This is a genomic window from Kutzneria kofuensis (assembly GCF_014203355.1).
GTDB classification, from domain to species: Bacteria; Actinomycetota; Actinomycetes; order Mycobacteriales; family Pseudonocardiaceae; genus Kutzneria; species Kutzneria kofuensis.
In genome coordinates this window covers 3,353,785-3,374,494 of record NZ_JACHIR010000001.1, presented here as the reverse complement: position 1 = coordinate 3,374,494, position 20,710 = coordinate 3,353,785, and the positions used below count along the sequence as shown (strand labels likewise).

At 67.6% G+C, this 20,710-nt stretch carries 20 protein-coding genes; 18 read left to right on the top strand and 2 right to left on the bottom strand.

The annotated features are described in order from the left end of the window. The first annotated feature begins 392 nt into the window (after nucleotides 1-392). From BJ998_RS15325 to BJ998_RS15245, 17 genes are all read left to right on the top strand, one after another. Nucleotides 393-1,592 (top strand): inositol monophosphatase family protein, encoded by a 1,200-nt coding sequence (locus BJ998_RS15325; protein WP_093575483.1) that lies wholly within the window; start codon nucleotides 393-395, stop codon nucleotides 1,590-1,592. Between the two features lie 513 nt (nucleotides 1,593-2,105). Beyond that, nucleotides 2,106-3,491, top strand: a complete 1,386-nt coding sequence (locus BJ998_RS15320; RefSeq protein WP_184862302.1) for an NsdA family TPR-like regulatory protein — start codon at nucleotides 2,106-2,108, stop codon at nucleotides 3,489-3,491. A gap of 19 nt (nucleotides 3,492-3,510) precedes the next feature. Continuing rightward, nucleotides 3,511-4,338 (top strand): ATP-binding protein, encoded by an 828-nt coding sequence (locus tag BJ998_RS15315; protein ID WP_184862300.1) that lies wholly within the window; start codon nucleotides 3,511-3,513, stop codon nucleotides 4,336-4,338. A 128-nt stretch (nucleotides 4,339-4,466) separates the two neighbouring features. Beyond that, nucleotides 4,467-5,225, top strand: coding sequence for a 6-carboxytetrahydropterin synthase (locus tag BJ998_RS46590; protein ID WP_143132519.1), 759 nt, complete (start codon nucleotides 4,467-4,469; stop codon nucleotides 5,223-5,225). Further along, entirely contained in the window at nucleotides 5,222-5,935 is a 714-nt protein-coding gene (locus tag BJ998_RS15305; protein WP_093575487.1) for a 7-carboxy-7-deazaguanine synthase QueE, read from the top strand. The genes BJ998_RS46590 and BJ998_RS15305 overlap by 4 nt, the downstream gene beginning before the upstream one ends. Next, the gene (locus BJ998_RS15300; protein ID WP_093575488.1) at nucleotides 5,925-6,677 is read left to right on the top strand and encodes a dTMP kinase; all 753 of its coding nucleotides are present in this window, start codon (nucleotides 5,925-5,927) and stop codon (nucleotides 6,675-6,677) included. The genes BJ998_RS15305 and BJ998_RS15300 overlap by 11 nt, the downstream gene beginning before the upstream one ends. Next, nucleotides 6,674-7,387, top strand: coding sequence for a 7-cyano-7-deazaguanine synthase (locus BJ998_RS15295; protein ID WP_184862298.1), 714 nt, complete (start codon nucleotides 6,674-6,676; stop codon nucleotides 7,385-7,387). Before BJ998_RS15300 ends, BJ998_RS15295 begins: the two co-directional genes overlap by 4 nt. Before the next feature lie 36 nt (nucleotides 7,388-7,423). Further along, nucleotides 7,424-7,876 (top strand): nucleoside 2-deoxyribosyltransferase, encoded by a 453-nt coding sequence (locus BJ998_RS15290; RefSeq protein WP_184862296.1) that lies wholly within the window; start codon nucleotides 7,424-7,426, stop codon nucleotides 7,874-7,876. Between the two features lie 41 nt (nucleotides 7,877-7,917). Next, nucleotides 7,918-8,844: a sugar phosphate isomerase/epimerase family protein gene (locus BJ998_RS15285; RefSeq protein ID WP_093575491.1), complete on the top strand. Its 927-nt coding sequence runs from the start codon at nucleotides 7,918-7,920 to the stop codon at nucleotides 8,842-8,844. Beyond that, nucleotides 8,828-9,550, top strand: coding sequence for a ribulose-phosphate 3-epimerase (locus BJ998_RS15280; RefSeq protein WP_013673428.1), 723 nt, complete (start codon nucleotides 8,828-8,830; stop codon nucleotides 9,548-9,550). The genes BJ998_RS15285 and BJ998_RS15280 overlap by 17 nt, the downstream gene beginning before the upstream one ends. Continuing rightward, entirely contained in the window at nucleotides 9,547-10,293 is a 747-nt protein-coding gene (locus BJ998_RS15275; protein WP_184862294.1) for an HAD family hydrolase, read from the top strand. Before BJ998_RS15280 ends, BJ998_RS15275 begins: the two co-directional genes overlap by 4 nt. A gap of 29 nt (nucleotides 10,294-10,322) precedes the next feature. After that, the gene (locus BJ998_RS15270; RefSeq protein WP_184862292.1) at nucleotides 10,323-11,198 is read left to right on the top strand and encodes a cupin domain-containing protein; all 876 of its coding nucleotides are present in this window, start codon (nucleotides 10,323-10,325) and stop codon (nucleotides 11,196-11,198) included. After that, nucleotides 11,195-12,382, top strand: a complete 1,188-nt coding sequence (locus BJ998_RS15265; RefSeq protein ID WP_013673431.1) for a hypothetical protein — start codon at nucleotides 11,195-11,197, stop codon at nucleotides 12,380-12,382. The genes BJ998_RS15270 and BJ998_RS15265 overlap by 4 nt, the downstream gene beginning before the upstream one ends. Beyond that, the gene (locus BJ998_RS15260; RefSeq protein ID WP_184862290.1) at nucleotides 12,379-13,224 is read left to right on the top strand and encodes a nucleotidyltransferase family protein; all 846 of its coding nucleotides are present in this window, start codon (nucleotides 12,379-12,381) and stop codon (nucleotides 13,222-13,224) included. The genes BJ998_RS15265 and BJ998_RS15260 overlap by 4 nt, the downstream gene beginning before the upstream one ends. Then, nucleotides 13,221-13,799 (top strand): P-loop nucleotide/nucleoside kinase family protein, encoded by a 579-nt coding sequence (locus tag BJ998_RS15255; RefSeq protein ID WP_184862288.1) that lies wholly within the window; start codon nucleotides 13,221-13,223, stop codon nucleotides 13,797-13,799. Before BJ998_RS15260 ends, BJ998_RS15255 begins: the two co-directional genes overlap by 4 nt. Beyond that, the gene (locus BJ998_RS15250) at nucleotides 13,796-14,620 is read left to right on the top strand and encodes an inositol monophosphatase family protein (protein ID WP_184862286.1); all 825 of its coding nucleotides are present in this window, start codon (nucleotides 13,796-13,798) and stop codon (nucleotides 14,618-14,620) included. The genes BJ998_RS15255 and BJ998_RS15250 overlap by 4 nt, the downstream gene beginning before the upstream one ends. Continuing rightward, entirely contained in the window at nucleotides 14,614-16,314 is a 1,701-nt protein-coding gene (locus tag BJ998_RS15245) for a phosphotransferase (protein WP_184862285.1), read from the top strand. Before BJ998_RS15250 ends, BJ998_RS15245 begins: the two co-directional genes overlap by 7 nt. A gap of 1 nt (nucleotide 16,315) precedes the next feature. On the opposite strand, the gene BJ998_RS15240 is transcribed toward BJ998_RS15245, so the two are convergent. Further along, complete coding sequence (locus BJ998_RS15240) at nucleotides 16,316-16,849, bottom strand: NUDIX hydrolase (protein ID WP_184862284.1); 534 nt, start codon at nucleotides 16,847-16,849, stop codon at nucleotides 16,316-16,318. Between the two features lie 28 nt (nucleotides 16,850-16,877). Further along, a complete protein-coding gene (locus BJ998_RS15235) occupies nucleotides 16,878-19,466 on the bottom strand; it encodes a P-loop domain-containing protein (protein ID WP_184862283.1) in 2,589 nt (862 codons plus the stop codon). Nucleotides 19,467-19,638: 172 nt separating this feature from the next. On the opposite strand from BJ998_RS15235, the gene BJ998_RS15230 reads away from it, so the two are divergent. Continuing rightward, entirely contained in the window at nucleotides 19,639-20,685 is a 1,047-nt protein-coding gene (locus BJ998_RS15230; RefSeq protein ID WP_221338025.1) for an IS481 family transposase, read from the top strand. The last annotated feature ends 25 nt before the right edge of the window (nucleotides 20,686-20,710 follow it).

Sequence of the window (20,710 nt, the reverse complement as noted above, 5' to 3'; positions counted from 1 at the left end):
GTGCGCACCGATCGCGCCGTCGCTGGTCAGCACCCGGTACTCGTGCCGCCCGCGCAACTGTCCGGCGCCTCCGAGGTAGAAGTGAGCGTCCGGACCGGCGAACGGCCGGACGTAGTCGTCGAACAACGCAGCGAGCTGCGCCTCAAACTCGGCTGGGACCGAGCAGGTACCTGTGATCGTCACGTGTCGCGCCACGCTCGCCTGGTCCTTTGCGAGTGTCGTCGAAGGTCATCGGACCACATCGTGCCTGGTCATGCTCTCACGAACGCACCGGCTGCGGCGAGGGACGCCCCCCGACCTTGCCGCGGCCGGTTGCCCATCGGAACGACGACGCAGGACGCCCTGCATTCGTTCCGGGTACACGTCTCCTCAGAAGGGCAATCGCGATCTCGATGAGCACGTTCGACACAACACGCCTGCTTGACGTTGCGCATGGCGCTATGGACAAAGCGATCGACCTCCTGATGCGCAACCGGGCCGGCGAAGTTCAGGCCAAGGGTGATCGCGATCTGGTGACCGAGGTCGAGCTGGCCATCGAACGACTTGTACGAGACCACCTCCAGGAGCAGACGCCGGACGTCGGCTTCGTCGGTGAGGAAACCGGGGGGACCGGCAACCCGGAGGTGTACTGGGTCCTCGATCCTGTTGACGGGACTGTCAACTTCGTCCACGGGGTTCCGTTGTGTGCGGTGGCTCTCGGGCTCATCCACGTTGATCAACCCCTTCTCGGCGTCATTGACACGCCCTTCCTTCACCACCGGTACTGGGCAACGAGAGGCCACGGGGCATTCCGAGACGGCGACCCCATAGCTGTCTCGCGCACGAAAACCCTTGAGGAATCACTTATTTCGCTCAGTGACTACGGAGCAGGAGAGGGAGGTGTAGCGCGAACGGGGGCGTCCGCCAGGCTCGATCAGGCGCTTTCTCAACGCGCACAACGAGTTCGGCGCATCGGGTCGTCGGCGGTCGAGTTGGTCTGGGTGGCTGACGGCACTCTCGATGCCAGTCTCACGCTTGGCAACCGCAGTTGGGACACGGCGGCTGGAGCGATCATCGCCCGCGAAGCCGGCGCACTCGTCGTTGACGCGGACGGTAGCCAGCACAACACCAGTTCGCGTTGTGCCGTTGCGGTGACACCGAGCTTGGGGGACGCACTGCTCCCGCTTCTGCGCATCCTTCGCGGTACTCGATACTGGCCGATTTCAGCAACCGAAGGCGAGACAGCCTCGACTGCGCGGCCTGCAAGAAAACGCGTTGTCGGAGCAACGGCCTTCTTGGCGACGATCGGGGTGGGTATCGGCGACGACGACACCGCGGACACGCTTGCCGAGAGGGAGTTCTCCTCGTCGCGCGATGCGCAGACTTGGATCGAGCGAGAACTACCCCTGGCTGAGTTTCCCGCCTGGGTCGTGCAACGCCCGCGTGGTGCAGCGGGGGCTTTCCTGTTCGGCGCGGTCCAGCGTGGGCGTTATGCGATGGAAGCTAAGGGCTGCATCGCATGGCAGGCAGACGAAGGCTCGGTGGATGACGTAGAGGCGTACCTGGTCGAAGGGCAGGTGCGATGGCGCGATGCTCAAGGCGCGGCGAGGTGACAGGTGGAGGTCCGCGAGGTTCGCGCCGTGATCGTTGCGGCAGACAGCCCACTTGGTCGAGTGAGTCAAGCGGTCGACGACCTGGCGGCGCATCTGCCGGCACCGGATGAGCCGCGGGCGTGCCCGTTGTGCTCGGATCGATCCTGGCCCTGCGACCTCTTCGATGATGCCGCACACCGAGTGCTGGCAGCCGGCTTGCGGCTCGGCGATCTGGTTCCTCTCGACTTGCACGAACGCCTATGGCCGCTAAAGAGGGCGCGAACGCCACCATCCTCTACCCAGAACCCTGGCGACTGGTTCGGCCGGGAGGAACAGGAGCGATGACAACGACGAGTCGCCGCGCAGTGGTGCGCATGCGGCGCCCCAACGGAGATCCGCTCGACGCAGCCCAGGTCTCCGGAACCGTTCACGGAAACACGCCGCTGAGGGGAGAGTGGTGGTGAGATCGACCTCCACTTCGATGAGATTCCGCTCGCGGGCGAGCTGGCGGGAGCGCTCGGCTCACCACGGTCGATGAGCGCCACGGCCCGGCCCAACATCGCCTTGACCCGCCTGGTGGAGGCGTCTGGTGCGGCGAAGAAGTCGTTGGCCTTCCGGCTCAACCAGCTTGCAGAGACCGCCGGCCTGGAGACGCACTACACCCACACCAGTTGGACGAACTGGATGAAGAGGGGAACGCGCCCGGCACAGGCGGTACGCCCGCTCATCGCCCAGGTCTTGGAAGAACGACTCGGGCGGCCGGTCAGCCTGGCAGAGATCGACCTTGATCACGACCCTGGCGTGGACTCAGGCAGCGGCTTGGAGTTCCCACGCGAGCTCGGCACCGCCGTGCAAGTCGCGACCAGGTTTTGGAGCCAGGTGGACAGCCGCGACGTCCGCGGCCCCGGCGTCGCAGTGGTCAACTACAACACCCCGGTTCGTCGCTGGCTGGCGCTCCCCGCTGACGCCAGCGCAGCCTCGCAGTCACCGGCGGCCTTCCGGCGCGTTGGAAAGGCGGATGTCGTCGAGCTGCTCGAAACAGCCGAGCAGGCCCGGCAGTGGGATTCCCGGTACGGGGGCGGGAACTGGCGAACCTCGCAGCTCACTGTTTGTCTGAAGGAGCGGGCGGCTCCGCTGTTGCACGGCTCCTACAGCGACACCGTCGGGCGCCGGCTGTTCACCGCCACGGCGCAACTCGCCCGGCTCGCCGGATGGACCGCGTTCGACAACGGCGACCACGCCAACGCCCAACGGCACTACATCCAGGCGCTACGTCAAGCTCGCGCTGCGGGGGATGTCCAGCTCGGCGGCTACGTGCTGACCTGCATCGCCCTACAGTGCAGCCTCGGCGGCTTCCACGACGACGCGATCGACATGGCCGACAGCGCGTTTCACCGCGTCGGTGGGCACGCCACGCCGCGCGTGAAGGGCTTCTTCAAGCTGATCGAGGCCCGCATTTGGGCACGCAGCGGCAACGCCCGCATGGCCGACGGCGCCCTGACCACAGCCGAGCGCCTGCTCGACGCCGCACGCTCTTGTACCGGCGACGACCCCGCTTGGATCGACTTCTTCGACGAGCACCGGCTCGCCTCGGACGCAATCGAGATCCACCGCGATCTGGGCCGGCCGCGCGAGGCGCAACGGTGGAACGAGTTCGCCGCCATGCCTATCGACACCTTCGTCAGGGCGTACGCCATCCGCCAAAGCGTCCTCGGTAGCACCTACTTGCAGGGGTACCAGCCCGACCTCGAACAGGCACTGGACCACGGCCACCGCGCCGTCTCCGCTCTCGCTATCGTCAGTTCGGCCCGCGCTGTGGACTACCTCCAGGCTCTGATTTCCCGGATGTCACGCTGGCGCACCGAACCCGGCGTTGTCGAACTGACACGTCGGATAAAGACCGAAATATCTACGGCTTGAGAGCGGAAAGAACCTGATCATGAAGACCTTCGACGCTTTTAAAATCAACATCCCGAATCCCGCTCTGATAATTCTAGTCGGCCTGCAAGGGAGCGGTAAGAGCACCCTGGCGTACCGGCACTTCGCCCCTGTTGAAATCCTCTCGATGGATGAGTTTCGTGCCCGAATGTGCAACGACCCGGCCAGTCAGTCGAACAGCTCCGCGGCGCGCAGGCAACTGCTTGACATGCTCCGTCAGCGTCTCCGGAACAGGGTCACTACCGTAGTCGACTCCACCAATCTCCGCGGGGATCGGCGCGCGGAACTCCTCGACATCGCAGCAGAATTCGAGATACCTACAGTCGCCCTGGTGTTCACCGCCAGCGCGGAGTGGTGTCGAGCGCGCATTGATAGTCGGGCTAGCATCATACGCGATGACGTCCTTGCTCAGAACGTCGAACTGTTCAAACAAACGCTTCGCGACATTGACAACGAAGGCTATTCCTGGGTGTTTCGCCTGGACAGTCAACAAACGGAGTCAATCGGGTTCGAGCACGCCTTGCCTGACGATTCTGACCCGGATCGTTGGTTCGAGGTCGAGCAACTTCGCCCGCACGAATGGGTATTCCGCCACCCTGTCGACGAACTCCGGCGCCACCCCGCCGTTCTCGCCGAAACACGGCCAACCTGGGAATTCATCGCACGTGTTGCCGCCGATGTGGCGCTCGACGCGCGGCTTGCGCCAGCGAACACGCAGGTCCGCACGCGGGTCGGCGCTGAACTGCGCGTACGGCTGCCCCACTGCCTGCCCATCCACCTCGTAGCCCGTCAGGCCGGCTGGGAGCGCACGCTGCCATCCGCCAGGTGATTCGTGAGCCCCCTCGTGAGCCCTCCCGCCCCGATCCACATCGCGATTCCATAAGAGCTGGTCTTAAGCGGTTCGCAACGAGAGGACGGAATGTGAAACCCCATCCAGTGAGCTCAACCCGAGTCGCGGTGAGCGACCTGGCTCGGGGACGTTACAGCATCGGCGACGGCACCTTCTCGTTCGCCGCGGCGCACCACCTCACCGATCTTCCTGACGCCGAGAACAAGGCCGGGCGGTCCCACGGTCATACCTTCACTGTCGAGGTCGAGCTCACAGACACCGAACTGCGGGCACCCGGTTTCGTGGCGGACTACGCCGAACTCGCCACGCTCGGCGAATACCTCAAGCGCGAACTGGATCATCGCGACCTCAATGCCATATTCACCTTCGACACCACCACCGACGCGCTCGCACAGCACATCACCGCGTGGTTCCTGGCCCACATGCCGTCCGAGCGTGGGAAGCAGCTCCACGCCATCCACGTCAACATCGGCACAACTACCAGGTCGCCTCAGCACACCGCGGTCGACTCGTTTGCGTTCGAGGCGGCTCACCACCTGGAGGGGTTGCCGGACGGACATAAGTGCGGCCGGCCTCACGGTCACTCCTATCGGGTGGACCTCCGGCTGGACCAGCAGACAAGCCCCCGCCGTCGCGCCAGGATTCGCGCCCTGCTCGCCGAGTATCTCGACCGTCAACTGGACCACCGCGACTTGAACGCCGTGCTCCAGTTCCAGCCGACGTCGGAGCTGGTTGCTGAGCACCTGTATGCCTGGACCCTTAGCCAGGCCAAAGGACAAGAGGCCGCCGCGGTCCAGGCGCTTCGCGTCTGGGAGTCGCCGCGCCGATGGGCCGAGTTCACCCAGGACGAGCGGAGCGGCCGGTGACGATCACGCTGGCCGATGACGAACTGCTCGTCGCGGAGAGGTTCGGCCCGACCGTGCAAGGCGAAGGCCCGTCGACCGGACGACGTGCCGTGTTCGTCCGGCTGATGAACTGCAACTTGACCTGCAAGACCTGCGACACCCCCTACACCTGGGACGACTCCCGGTTCGACCTGGATGCCGAAGCCACCGTCACCTCGGTCAGCGATCTCCTGGCCTGGGCGACGGCCCAGCCGGTCGACCTCGTGGTCATCACGGGCGGCGAACCCCTGATCCAGCAACGTCGCCTCATCGCCCTCGCTCAGGGACTCGTGGACGCCGGGCTGCGGGTGGAGATCGAGACCAACGGCACGATCGCGCCCGCACCTGACCTGCTCGCCTGGGTGAGCCAGTTCAACGTGTCGCCGAAGCTGTCGACGTTCGGAGCCGGAATGCCGGCCTCCAAACGGATTAAGCGACGGGTGCTTGGCCACTTCGCGGTCAGCGGCCGGGCGGTGTTCAAGTTCGTCGTCTCCAGCATCGCCGACCTCGACGAGATCACCGAGCTCGTCTCCAGCCACGACTTGGCGCCGGTCTACGTGATGCCCGAAGGCCGCACCGCCGAAGAGGTCACCCGACGCCTGGCCGAGATCGCCGACCCGGCCATCGAGCGGGGCTTCCACCTCAGCACGCGGTTGCACCTGCTCACGTGGGGAGACCAGCGTGGCCGCTGACCCCGCCGCCAGCCGTGCCGAAGTGCCGCCATACGAGGCCGCCCGCGGTGTGCTGATCACCGTCGAAGGAATCTGGGGCGGCGGAAAGACCACGACCGCCACCGCGCTGAGCGCGCGGCTCACCGCCGCGGGGTTCTCCACGCGCGTGCTGCACTACGGCCCCCGCCACGGCGTCATCGAACGCCTTTCGGACATCCTCGACACAGCTCCGCTGCGTCGCCGCGACGGTATTGGCGGCTACGACTCGGCGCACCACGCCACAGTTGATGTCCTGCTGCGGTTGTGTCGGGAGTCCTACAACCACCGCGTCCTCTACCGGCCGGCGCTGGCCGAGCATGACGTCGTGGTCATCGACCACGGCGTGTACTCCAAGCTCGCCTACGCCCTGGCGGTGTTGTCTGAGCAACACCCGGACGTCGACCCGACGCTGCTGCTGGACCAGCTTCGAGAGGTAGTCGCTCCGTGGTTTCTACACCCCGACGTCGCGCTGTGGCTGGACACTCCCTGGCCGCTGGCCCGCGAACGCGCCATCGCCCGAGGTCGCGGCGGAGGCAATCCCGGCTCGGTGGAACGGCTGTTGTTCCTGCCTCGCTACAGCCACGCCTACCGCCTGCTCGCCGACGCCCTCCCCGACCGCGTTCGGCGGATCCGGGTCGGCACCCGGACCACGCCGAGCGTGCTGGCCGAGATCGACGAACTGCTCGCGCCCGTGTTGCACATCCAGACAGGAGCTTTGCGATGACCGAGCCCCGGATCCCCGAGGTCCTGCTGTTCTCCGCCGGGTTGGACTCCTACCCCGCCTGGCACTATCTCGGCCGCCCACCGGGCCTGTACTTCGACCTCGGTCACCGCTACGCCAGCCAGGAACGCGCCGCCGTCGCCGCGCTGTCCGACGCCGCCGGTATCGAGATCGAGATCAGCGACGAGCTCCGGCTGGGAGCGTGGGAAGCCGAGGACGCGATCATCCCGCTGCGCAACGTGCACCTGGCGATGCACGCCTCCAACCGCGCGGAAATGGTGTGGTGCATCGGCGTCAAGGGCGACCACACCCTCGACAAGAGCCGCGACGCGTTCGCCGACATGGGCCGGTTCATCGCCCGCTTCTCGGAGAAACCGACCCGAGTCGACAGCCCCTTCTGGGACATGACCAAGACCGACATCATCGCCTGGTATTTGGCGCAGGGCCTGCCGGTCGAGCACCTGCTGCTGACGTTCTCCTGCAGTCGCACCGACGGCAGCACCGTCCACTGTGGCCGCTGCTCCAGTTGCTTGCGCCGCTGGACGTCCCTGGTCAACAACGGCGTCGAAGCCGAGTTCGAGCACCAGCCCTGGACCTGGGATCGGGTCCGCGAGTTCTACATCCCGGCCATGCGCGGTGGCCGATACCCCGACCACCGGGCTCATGAGTTCTTCGCAGCACTGGCCACCGTCGGTGCGGCCGTGGCGAGCTGACCCAACCCCGCCGACCCTCGAATGAGGAGCATCCCTATGAAGGCATACATCGCCGCACCACTGTTCTGCGACGCGGAGAAAGCGTTCAACCTTCAGGTCGACACCGCGGTCCGCGCCCTGGGCCTCGCCACCTTTCTTCCCCAGCGCGACGGCGGCGAAGCCGCCCCGCTGGTCCGCCAGGGTCTGGATGAAGACACCGTCCGGCGCCGGCTCTACGAGCTGGACTGCGCCGCGATCGCGGAGTGCCCGATCTTCGTGTTCATCCTCGACGGCCGCGTCCCCGACGAAGGCGGCTGCGTGGAACTTGGCATGGCCCGCGCCCGCGGCGCCGACTGCTTCGGCGTGCAGACCGACTCGCGCCGCTTCGGCGGCACCGACTCCAACAACCTGATGATCGACTACTCGCTCAACGGCGGTATCGCCCACTCGATCGACGAGCTGAGCGCGCTCCTACGCGCCCACCTCGACGCGCTCACGCCCGTCTCCTGACCAAGCCCTCCACTCCACCACCGATCCGACAAGGAGCCGTCATGCCCCTGGGCGTCAACCTCTGCTTCGCCGTCAAGCGGATGCCAGAACCGGAACGCTGGGCCGCGTTCGTCCGCGAAGACCTCGGCCTCGACCGGGTGCAGTTCACCTTCGACCTGCTCGACCCCTGGTGGCCCGACGAGCAGCGCGCCCGGCTGGCCCGCCGGGTGCGCGACGCCGCCGCAGCCCACGACCTGATCATCGACTCGTGCTTCGTCGGGCTCGCGCACTACGTACCCAGCGGCCTGCTCGACCCGGACGCCGACGCCCGTGCCGCCGCCCTCACCTGGTGGCAACGCGCCATCGACCTCACCGCCGAACTCGGCGCTCCGGCCGTCGGCGGCCCGATGGGCACGATCAGCGAGACCGACGCAGCCGATCCCGCCCGCCGAGCCGACCGCCAGGACGAACTCGTCGACCACCTCGAACGACTCGCCCGCCGCGCCACCGATGTCGGAGTCCGCGAGCTGCTGGTCGAGCCGACCCCGATCCTGCGGGAGTACCCGGCCTACATCGACCACTGCCAGACCCTGCTGAACACATTGCGCGGGCGCGGCGTCAACAACGTGGGACTCACACTGGACACCGGACACGCACTGTTCCAGCGGCTCCACGGCGCCGACGCTGGGATCGAGAGCTGGATCCACAACCTCGGCTCGCGCATCCGGCAGATCCACCTGGACAACACCGACGGCCACGGCGACCCGCACTGGGGCTGGCCGCACCCGCAGGGCACCTTCGACGTCGGCGCGCTCGCGACCTGCCTGGTCGACAACAACCTGGCCGACATCTCGGTAATTCTGGAGGTGTACCCGCGGTTCGAGGACGACTCCACCGAGGTGCTGAAGCTGATCGCCAGCTCCGTCGAGCACTGCCGCGCCCACTTCCCCGTTTCCACCCAGGTGGTCAGCAATGCTGCCGCTGGCTGACCTGTACCCGCGCGACCGGCTCGCGGTCGAGGTGTCGCTGTGGTCGGCTGACTTGGCCGACCTCGGCGCGGAGGTCGCCCGGCTGACCCCCTACGCAGACGTCTTCCACATCGACGCCTCCGACACCCGGTTCGTGCCCAGCCCGCTGTTCTTCCCCGACCTCGTCGCGGCGCTGCGTTCGCACACGCAGGTGCCTTTCCACGTCCACGTCATGGCCGAGCACGCCCTGCCCTTGGTCGAGGACTTCGCCCGCGCCGGGGTAGACCTGCTGTCCGTCCACGCGGAAGCCGACGACGTCGCCGACGCCCTGCAAGCGATCCGGACGCGGGGCGGTGCCGCCGGCCTCGCGCTGCGCCTGGACACGCCCGTCGACACCGTGGAAGCGCACCTCGACGACATCGACTTCGTGGTTCTCATCGGCACACCGCTGGGCACCAAGGGCACCACGATGGATCCGGCCGCGCCGGATCGTGTGCGGCAGCTGCGGGCGTTGGCCGCCCGCACCGGCCAAGACCAGCTTCCGGTCATTGCCGACGGCGGCATCCGCGAGAACACCGTTCCCGAGCTCGCCGACGCGGGTGCCGACGCTGTGGTCGCCGGATCGTTGTTGCTGGGCAGCGACGACCTCGCCGCCACCACCACCTGGCTTCACCGCCAACGGAGCGACGTGGCGTTCGACGGAGAGCGCGTCGAGGAGCGGACGTGACACCGGTCGCGGCAGATCCGTTGGAGGGCTGGGTGGTCAGCGTCGATCTGTGGGCGACGCTGATCACATACGGCGATCGCGAGGCCGAAGCCGCCTGGCGGATTCGCGAGTTCGAGACCGTGCTCACCGAGTTCGGTCACGACCTTCCCGACGGCAAGGTCCGTGAAGCGATCCTCGCCGTGCGCGCGGACACCCAACGACGTCAACGTACAACTGGCGAACAACCTCCGGTGCGTGGCCAAGTCGAGCAGATGCTCACCGTCATGGGCCTGCCCCTCGACACGCGGCTGATCGACACCCTGCTCGTCCCGCACACTCATGCGGTCTTGCGAGCCTGCCCCGACATCATCCCCGGCGCGCACAGCGCGCTCTGGGCACTGAGGCAGGCCGGAGCTCGGCTCGTGTTGACCTCCAACACCCTGGCCACTCCGGCGTCGGTATCCCGGCTCATCCTCGACGACCACGACCTGACCACCGTGTTCGACGAGACCGTCTTTTCCTCTGACGTCGGGCTGGCCAAACCACGCTGGGAGATGTTCGCCGCGGTCGCCACCGCCGCAGGTACGGATCTGAGCCGGGTGGTGCACGTCGGCAACAGCGTGACCACCGACATCCACGGCGCGCTGAACGCCGGATGCCGCGCGGTGCTGTTCAACCCGGCTGGCAAGCCCTGTCCTGCCGGCGTGCGGGCCATCACCAGCCTCGACCAGATGCCGATCGCCGTCCTGGCCACTTGCTCCTGAGCCCATCACCCAACCGAGGAACCCGTTTGATGATCACGCCGCTGGACATCCCCACGGCCCGTGTCGCTCCCCGCCTGCTGCCGCCGAGCGGCCTGGACCTGCTCGTCGCGGCATCAACCTGCGAAGGCCGGGCCCGCCACCTCCGCGACCTGCTGGCGGGCGCTGACGCCGACGGGTCGGTCTACCTGGCCAACCCCGACGAGGTGCGCGCGATGCTTCTTCACGGCACCGACCCGCAGCTCTACCTCGCCTATCGCGACATCGCCGCGCCCCGACCCAAGACCGACCAGACGGACGCGGACGCGGACGGCACGCACGCCTGGTTCGCCGACCTCGTCGTCTACACCGCGGCGAACCTCGGCCACAGCCCGGAACTCGGCCGGTCGCTCGGCCACTGGAACACCGCGGCTCAGGTCGAAATCTTCCAGTGCTTGTCCGGCCGGGTTCTCGTGTTGCACACCAACATCGACGACGACGGTAACTCCACAATGGACTATCACGTATGTCAGGCCGGTGATCACGTCGTCATCCCTTTCGGTGCCTGGCACCTGACCGCCGTGCTCGACGCCCCGGCGGTGGTGTTCAACATCTACACCGATGTCGCTGACCTGCGGACCGGACACACCAGCCGGGAGGCGGTCGACAGTGACCTGAAGTACCGGGCGGCGCCCGCTCCCGAGTTGACCATCGCGCGCACGGCCTCGGAGATCGCCGTTGTCGGCTCCAGCCGCGAGCTCACCGAGCGACCTCTGCGGCGCGGTGAATTCCCGAGCTGGGCCGAGGCCCTGCTGATGCCCTCTGGACTGGCCGCGCTCTACCGCCATGCTCCGGCCGCCGAACTGGCTCGGCTGCAGGAGCACGCCGCGCATTTCGGCCACCGCCCAGTCCTCGCCACGGCGCCATGACGAGCTCGCGCAAGCATCAACCCGCGCCCACCGATGCCTCCTGTCCGATCCGGCCGCTGATCGGCTACGCCGCACCCGCTCGCGCGACGCGCCGCTTCACCCAGGGAGCGGCCAGCGTCACCCTGCGCGCAGACCGCGGCGAGCTGATCAGGGACGCAGAGACCACGCTCTACTCCTACGCGCGCACCAGGACCGCGGCCAGCCGGTGGACCATCACCCTGCACACGGGCGTTCCCGTCGACCAGGCCGGCGCGACCGCCCTGTTCGCCGACACGGACGACCATGACATCGGCCCGAACTTGCAGGCGCAGTCGATCGGCATGCCCGGCGGGAGAGCGTTCTGGATCCGCGAACACGCCACCCTCGTGCACCTCGACCACCTGCTCGGCACGATCACCGTGCACGCCAGCGACCTGGACGCCGCGCGGTTCTTCGCCGCCCGACTCGTGCGACAGGCGATGACCGCCCAGCTTCTGGAGCACGACGCGGTCTACGCGCACGCCGCCGCGCTCGTGCACGCCGGGCACGGCCTGCTGATCGCCGGGCCGAAGGGCGCGGGCAAGACCACCACCCTGCTGAGCGCGCTGCGGCTGGTGGGCGGGGACTTCGTCACCAACGACCGGCTTCTGCTCCACTGCGACCCCGACGGCGGCACGGTCGGCCACGCCTGGCCGATGCACCTGCGCGCCACCGCCAGCACGCTGCACGCCGTTCCGGGGATGAGCAGGTTCCTGTCCGCAGAACAGCAGCAGAACGGCCTGGCCGGCCAGGCCGCGCTCAGCGGCAAGATCGCGATCGAGCCAGACGAGCTACGGGCCACGCTGCCCGACATGCGGATCGTTGGCGAGGTCCGGCCCACGCTGATGCTCTGGCCCTACCGCAGTGCCAGCGACCTCCCGCCCGAGCCGGTACCTGCGGCCGAGGTCCGCGACGTCCTGGTACGCACCCAGTTCTTCATGCACGAACCGGTCACCAGCACCACCTCGCACCGCAACCACTGGCTGCTGCCGCCCGACCAAGATCGGACCGCGCTCTCGCTCACCGCCGTCGCAGACCAGCTCGCTCGAACCGTGCCGTGTGTTCGGATCCCGGTTACCGATTCGCCCGCGGCGCTGGCAGCCCGTGTAGTTGCCCTCCTCGACCACGCAGCGACCCAAGCGGCCAGGCCGGGTGGTTGGGGATGACCGACCGACGGGCATGCCGCTTCGCCGAGGACGCCGTCCGGGCTTTGTGCTGGGGCACCGGCGCCGACAACCACGAGACGATCGCCCGTGCCGTGGTGGCCGAACTGGGCGCGGTACTTGGGCAGTCGGTGCGGTCGAAGACCCTCTGCCTACTGGCCGCGTACCTGCACGACCACCCCGTCGCCGAGCTGGATCGCACGGTGACGCGATTCCTCGACAGCACGCTGCGAACCAACCGGTACAAGACCTATACCTGCCGCGTGGCCGCGCTCGCCGACACCGCGAAGTTGCGCACCGCTGGCGTAGCCGCCGTCGTGCTCGGGGGACTCAGCGTGGAACATTCCCTTTACGCCAGCACCGGTGCCCGGCAGTTCAGCGACATCGACCTGCTTACCGCGCCTGGCGACGCCGAACGCACTTACGCCGTCCTCCGCTCCCAGGGTTACCAGCCCAGCCGGGACAGCGGGACCTGGACGCGGCCGACCGGCGACCCGATCGTCCCGCTCATCGTCGTCGACTTGGCCACGACCCTGCCTCGCCGCGGCACCGAAGACGACGTCCCCGATCTGCTGGCTCGCCGCACCAGCGTCAAGGTTCCCCCGCACGACCATCCGCTCCCCGTCCTCGCCCCGTCCGACGCGGTCAACCACACACTGGCCCGGCTCGCGACCCAGCCGGGCTGGGCACTCGCCGCCGACGCGATCCGCCAGGTACGTACGACGTCGCCGCCCGCCCCGCACCACGCCGACGTCCTCGCCGGCTGGTCGGTGCTGCGCTCGCATTGGCCATTGCTGCCCGCCCACCCGGCCCGCTGCGCCATCGACGAGGAGCCGCACCGATGATCATCGCCTTGGCCGGACTACCCGGCGTCGGCAAGACCACACTGGCCGAGCAGCTCACCAGCCACATCACCGGTGCGCTGTTGCTGCGCAAAGACACCGTCCGACACGCGCTGTTCGGCACCGAGCACACCACCTACACCCGCGACCAGGACGACCACTGCGTCCAGGTCCTGTTCGCCACCGCGGTCTGGCAGTGGATGCGTGCTCCCGCCACGACCGTCGTGCTCGACGGGCGAACCTGGCTGGCCCCCGGCCAGATCGAAGACCTGCGCGCCTTCGCCGCGACGCACCACCAACCCCTGCTGCTGCTCGAATGCGTCTGCCCGGTCGAGGTCACGCACGCCCGGCTGACCGTCGATCACCAGCACGGCCGGCACCCAGCGGCCAACCGCACCCCGCAGCTACACCAGGAACTCGCTGCCACCGCCGTGCCGATTACCGGCCCGAAACTGCTGCTGGACACCGGAAAGCCTGTCGTGACCAACGTCGACATCGTCCTTCGGCACCTGGACACCCTCGCGCCCTCCGACGCCGTGATTCATCCGCTGGCCCCGACCACCGTGGAGACCTCGTGACCACCGAACTGCCAGGACTGCTGCTGTTCGCCCAGGCGACCGTCGCGCACGGCGCGGAGTTCTTGCGCACCCACCGCCCTCGTACCTGCACTGGCAAGGGCGACCGGGACATGGCCACCGACGTCGACCTCGCCATCGAACGGATCCTGCGCGACGAGCTGAGCCGCGCCACTCCCGGTATCGGCGTCCAAGGGGAAGAAGAAGGCGGCCCCACCAGCGGCACCCGCTGGGTCATCGACCCGGTCGACGGCACTGCCAACCTCACCCACGACATCCCGCTGATCGGCATCTCCCTTGCCCTGGTCGTTGACGAGGATCCTCTGCTCGGAGTCATCGCCCTACCCCAGCTCGACCGCACGTACTGGGCGGCGGACGGCCTCGGCGCCTGCCGGGACGGCAACCCGATCCGCATCGCCGGTCCGGAGCGGCTGGATGAGGCGATCATCGCGATCGGCGACTACGGCACCGGACCCGGCGCCGCCGCTCGAAATGCGGCGATGCTGGCGATCCACGCCGCCCTCGCGCCCCGAGCGCAACGCATCCGCATGCTCGGAACCGCCGCGGCCGACCTCGCGTTGCTGGCCGATTCTGCCCTCGGTGCGTCGATCACCCTCGGCAACCGCACCTGGGACATGGCCGCCGGGGCGGTCATCGCCCGCGAAGCCGGCGCCCACGTGACCGATCTGGACGGCACCGACCACACCACCGCCTCACGCTGCACCATCGCCGCCGCACCCGCCCTGATTGAGGACATCCTCGACATCGTCCAGCGTGCGAGCGCGATCAACGGCTTCACCGGCAAGGAGGTCATGGCGTGCTGATCACGTTCGAAGGGCTGCCCGGAGCCGGCAAGAGCACACAGAGCCGGATGCTCGCGAGGTGCCTGGAAGCCAACGGCCACCACGTCACCGTCCTCCCCGACCTGGCCACCCTGGACACCGAGCCCATCTCGGCTGCCCTCGTCGACCTGCTGCGCACCGGCGACGATCCGTTCCTGCGCACCGGCGACGCCATCACCGACACCATGAATACCGCCGCGATCCGGGCTGACCTCGTCGCCACCGTCCTCGATCCGGCGCTGGCCGCGAACCCTGCCGGCGTCGTGATCGAAGACCGCGGCATCCACACGATGGCTTCCTACGCGATCGCCGCCTTACTCCGCCAGCACCGCGCACCCGCCGACGTCGCGCTCGACTGGCTGGACGCCCTCACAGCTCTGGCCGGGCCACGCCCCACCCGAGCGCTATGGCTGCGAGTACCCCCAGAGGTCGCCGCCCATCGCGCCGACCAACGCAGTGGAGACCGCCGCCCCGCATTCACCGGCGAACAACGCGCTCACCTCGTCTGGGTTGACCACGCCTACGCACTGCTCGCCGAACGAGACCCACAGCTCACCGTCCTTGATGTCAACGAACTCGACCTGCTCGACACCCACCTCGCTATTCACGCCACCCTGCGTCAGATCAGCCAGACGGGCGACATCGACCTAGGCCCATGTGCGGGGCACCACGAGTCCGCCGGGCCTGTCTCCTACGCTGAAACCCGCCCATCCGTGCCGAGCCGAAACCGAGAGCCCGAAACGATGACCACGTTGGCCTGCAACCGCGAGAACTCCGCTCCCACCGACCTGCTCAGCGCCCTGCGCGCCGCGCGTGCGGCCGGAGCCGACGCACTGGCCGCCACGCTCGAAGAACACGGGTTGCACCCACTCGACGGTGGCCGAAACAACGACGTCTTCGCCTGGACCGCGGCCCCCACGCCGATCTGCATCAAGCTCTACAAGAAGACCGACCGGCAGCGCGTCGAGCGCGAGTGGCACGGCCTCACCCATGTCGCCGGCCTGGGCAGCGCACCGGAACCGCTGTGGCTCGACGAGGACCCCGAACAGCCAGCCCTCGGCATGACGCTGCTGCCCGGCGCACCGATCCTTGACGTTCTCGACCCGGTGACAGCCATCAAGTCGCTGGCCACCACCACCCGCGCTCTACAGAGCGTTCCGCTGAAAGAGCCGCTGGCCAGCCTGGAGCGCGTCGACTCCATCGGCCACTACATCGCCCGGCTCACCGATGTCTGGCCCGGCCAGCTCGCCGACGCCGCCGACGATCCCCAGACCCCGGACATGCTCGCTCTCCTGCACCGCTGGGAGAACAGCGGCGACGCCGAACTGCTCGGGCAGCCCGCCACCCGCGTCTACTCCCGCGGCGACGCGAACCTGCTCAACTGGCTCCACGACGGCGAGTCCACCTACGTCGCGGACTTCGAGTTCAGCGGCTACTCCGACATCGCCGTCGACGCCGCCGACCACATCGAGCACATCAGCGCCCGCGTCATTCCCGACGACGTCTGGGCCAGCGCCGAAGCCGACCTCGGCGTCACACCGGACAACCGGGCTCGGTTCGAGGCCGCGCGGCGCACCATCGCGCTGCGCTGGCTCGCTGTGCTGTGGAAGCAGCGCACCAAGCGGGTCGAGGAGTTCGCTGCTTTGCACGAGCGAGTCCGCTCTCTCCAAGGCTGAATCACGACTGCCCATCGCCCGCCAGCGACGTCAGAATGAACATCGCGTCGAAGGCGCCAACTCCGAGCATCGGCACGACCGCGAACAAGCCGGCCGCGAGCAGCCGCGTGTCGGCGAACATCGCCAGGTCGTCGAGTTCATCCTGCCCAGCCCAGCGGAACGGGTGCTCCGGCTTCCGGGTCACCTCGTCCGGATCGGTGACGAAGGCGACGTACTGGTGATCGATATGCACGTGACGATCCCCGCAGTGCCCATCCGGCGGCACCGGCTGCTCGGTAATCCACCACGGCATCGTCAGCACCGTGCGCGGAAACGCGGGTGGGACCGCTGGACCAGGAGGCCGCACCAACCGAACCCGTCGGCCCGTTTCCTCTTCGACCTCGCGAAGTGCGGCATCAACCGGCGACTCACCCGATTCGACATGGCCACCGGCGATCATCCAGCGCCGCAGCCGAGGATGCTTGATCAGCCCCAGCTTCCATACTTCACCGACCAGCCCGAAGACGAACACGCTCGATGTGAAGTGCTTGATCACTCAATGAGTTTGCCAGACCTTGCGATGTTCAACGCCACCGTACGCGACGGAGCACGGAACGCCACCTTTGCAGGAACGTCCGCCGCTGCAAGGCCGCCCGATGAACGGCGAGTCGCTTGACCAGGTCGCCGTTATCTGACGCGACAATGGCACCCATCACCGTATCCACCTCTTTGATGGCCGCCGCGTCGTCCCCGAATCGCTGGCGCATTCGATCGTGGCGGTCCACGTCGGTGACGCAGTCAACCAAGCGCGCGGCATCCGCAGACTGCAGGAGCATTCGTGGGTATGAAGACAACAAGTAGTCAGGCGTGTCTTCGGGCCATTTCCGTGCTCGGTACCGATCCGCCCAACTGTGCAGGGTATCGCGGTACTCCGAAAGGCGCCTCGGTCCAAGCATCTGCACTGCAGTTACGGTCAGCTCCTCGTGGGCCAAAAAGTAGACGGGTGCGCCGTTTCCCTTGCGCTTGGTGAAGCTGCATTCGTCCATGAGGTCTTCGACAGCCCACACGGGTGTGTCGGTGAGTTCGGCGAGGTCATGCACCGTCAGGCCGCCGCATGCGGCGGCAATCAGACCAAGCAGGTCACGGTTGCTACCCTCGCCCAGCAGCCTCTGCAGATCCCGGAGCATTTCGGCTTGCAAGACTCTGGCGTGGGTACTCGGGTTCAGCGGGCGGACGATGCCTGGGTGGCGTAGGGAATGGTGGGCCGGTACGTCGGTAGGGAGTGCCGCGTTCGATCGGTCCGCGACGATGATCCGCAATCCTCGCGGTGGGTGAGTTGGCAGTAGCGCGGCGATGCTGTGGGCGTCAGGTCCCGCGTGCACTCCTCGGTCCTCGTCCAGGCCGTCGACGAGCAGGACCAAATGCTCACCGCGGCTGCTGCAGGCTTGCGCCGCTTCCTCCAGGAGGGCAAGCAAGTGGGCCTCGCGAGTCACCTCGGTCAAGAGCGGTGGAATTTGCTGGCCTAACACCGCCAGTAGCTGCTCCATGACGTTGTCGACGAACGCCGACCGGTCGGACTGCCCAGCCAGGCGTCCCGTGACGAAGAACGACACTACCTGCACGCCGGCTGGTGGGTGCAGTGCGAACCAGGACAACAGTGCGGTCTTGCCTGACCAGGCTCCGGCTCGCAGCCACAGGTAGCCAGGTTCGTTGTCGTCTGTGGCGAAGGCAGCCAGTTCCGCGAGTTCGCGGTCGCGGTCAGCGAGCATCTGAGGTGCGATGCGCTGGATCTGGGATGAGTAGCGGGAGCGGACCGGCGAGGTGCGCCAGTCCACTGCAGCGTCTGGGGCGTCGAGCGAGTAGATCTCCACGTCGCCCTGGACCTGGCTTTGTAGGTATACCGCGAGTCGGTCGTACAACGCGTTCGCCTGTGCGTCGGACACCGCCAGGCTCTCGGTGTGCTCGATCACCATGCTGGCGTGTGCTGCGAGCATCGCGCAGCGCGGCCATTGGGCCGGGTCGTCTGGGCGGATAGGGAACAGTTGGTTCACCAACGTGGCAGCGCGCGTCGCCCACGTTCCGGCACTGGCGCCCAGGTGCAACCGCGTCACCTGCGACACCAACCGGTGCAACCTGATTCGATCGGTGTCGATCCTGGTAAAGAGGTTAGTACGGACCAAGGCGCCTACCGCACGCTCGTGGTCGATCGGCTGGGCAACGGTGGCCGCTAATTCGGGCGGAAGGAGCTTGGGTAGGGACAGCAGCAGGTGTAGGTCGATGTCCTCGGGGTCGAGGAAGGCACACAGTCGCAGCAGTTGCAGGGCCGCGGGTTCGTCCTCGGCGAGCTGGTCGTAGTGCAGCAGCCAGGTCGTGGCGACGCTGGCCGGATATCCGTCGATTGCCTCGGCAAGTAGACGGCCGGCCGCGTCGCGATCCCGATACAACTCCAGGTACCTCTCGATCGGCAGATCCCGCAGGTCGAGGTAGCCAGCGGCCTGAACTAGCGCCAGCGGCAGGTCGCCCAGCGCTTGGGCTAAGTCATCGGCGGCGACCGGGTTGTAGCGCACAACAGTGCGGGCCAGATAGGCCAGGGACTCCTCGCGTGTGAACCGATCGAGGTCGACTTGCGCTGCCAGCTTGCCCCAGCCGCGGAACCGGCTGGTGATCAAGGTGGCTCCTGAGCCGACTGGGATCCAGGGGCGGACAGCGTCAGGACCAGCAACGTTGTCGAACACGATCAGCCAGCCGCTTCGTTCCTGAAGTGCCGCGCGCACGTCCTTCACGGTTTGGTCTTGGTCGTCCGACACGCTCAGGCCCAGGGTGGGGGCCAGGTCTGCGATGTCTTCGACGAGCGTCGATTCCGTCTCCGCCCGTATCCACCAGGCGATGGAGTACCTCCCGGACTCGTGTCCCCGGTGGGCGAGTTCGAGGGCGATGGCCGACTTGCCCATGCCGCCCAGTCCGTGCATCGCCACCACCGCGACGGGGCCGCCCGCGAGCTCGGCCTCGATGCGTTCGAACACGGCGTCGCGGCCGATGAAGGCCGGATTGCGCGGCGGCAGGTTATGGACGGGCTTGGCGGTGGCGAGCTCAACGGTGCGGGAGGCAGCAGGCTGGCCAGGTTCGTCGGAGGACAGCCGCTGGAGAGCAACACCAACGAGGATGACCAACATAGCGAGAACCGTGGTTGCACCCCAGGTCCACCAGGGATCCTGGGTCCAGCGTGCGAACCGCTGTGGAACTGCGTTGGTGGCCAGATTGGTGGCCACAGCTAGCTGTTGCGGGTCATGAGGTTGTTGACGCGGCAGAGGGCCTGGTGAAGGGGACGGGTCTTTCAGCGGCAGGATGAGAAGTACCACCCACTCGTCCGCCGAGCAGAAAGACCCGTCCGTGCTCCACCGTAACGCCCCGCTGTCTGTCGAAGGCCGTCGCCGTCTCGTGCAGCGCTGCCGGACCCGTCCGATCGCCCATGTCGCCGCCGAGATGGGCATCTCCCGCCAGTGCGCCAGCAAGTGGGTCAACCGCTACCGGCGCTTCGGCGAGACCGGCCTGGCCGATCGCCCCAGCGTCCCGCACCGCCAGCCCACGGCCACCCCCGCCCAGGTGGTGGCCCGGATCGAGCAGCTGCGCCGGACCCGCAAGTACTCCGCACGCCGGATCGCCACCGAGCTGGCCGCCCAGGACATCACCATCTCGACACGGACCGTGGGCCGGCACCTGGCCCACCTGGGTCTGAACCGGCGCCGGTTCCTCGACCCCACCGGCCAGAACAACCGGCAACCCAGGCCGATCATCGCCCGCTGGCCCGGCCACATGGTCCACCTCGATGTGAAGAAGACCGGCCAGATCCCCGAGGGCGGCGGCTGGCGGATCCACGGCAAGGGCAGCGAGCAGGACAAACGCGTCGCCCGCAGCAAGAAGCCAGGCCAACGTCCCCGCTACACCTACCTGCACTCCGCCATCGACGGGTTCTCCCGGCTGGCCTACACCGAGGCCCTACCCGACGAGAAGGCCGCCACCGCGATCGCGTTCACCCACCGGGCGCGGGCGTTCTTCGCCGCACACGGCATCACCCACATCCACCGCATCGTCACCGACAACGGCGCCTGCTACCGCGCCCGCGACTTCGCCACCGTGCTGCGCGGAGCCCGACACCAGCGCATCACCCCCTACACCCCACGCCACAACGGCAAAGTCGAGCGCTACAACCGGATCCTGGCCGAGGAGTTCCTCTACGCCCGGGAATGGACCAGCGAACACCAGCGGTCAGCAGCCCTGACCGTCTGGAACATCCACTACAACTACCATCGACCACACACCGCCGCCGGAGATCAGCCACCAGCCTCCCGGCTCCGCACTCGCGTCACCAACGTCATGGCCTCATACAGCTAGCAGAGCTACGAGCAGGGCGCTCAAC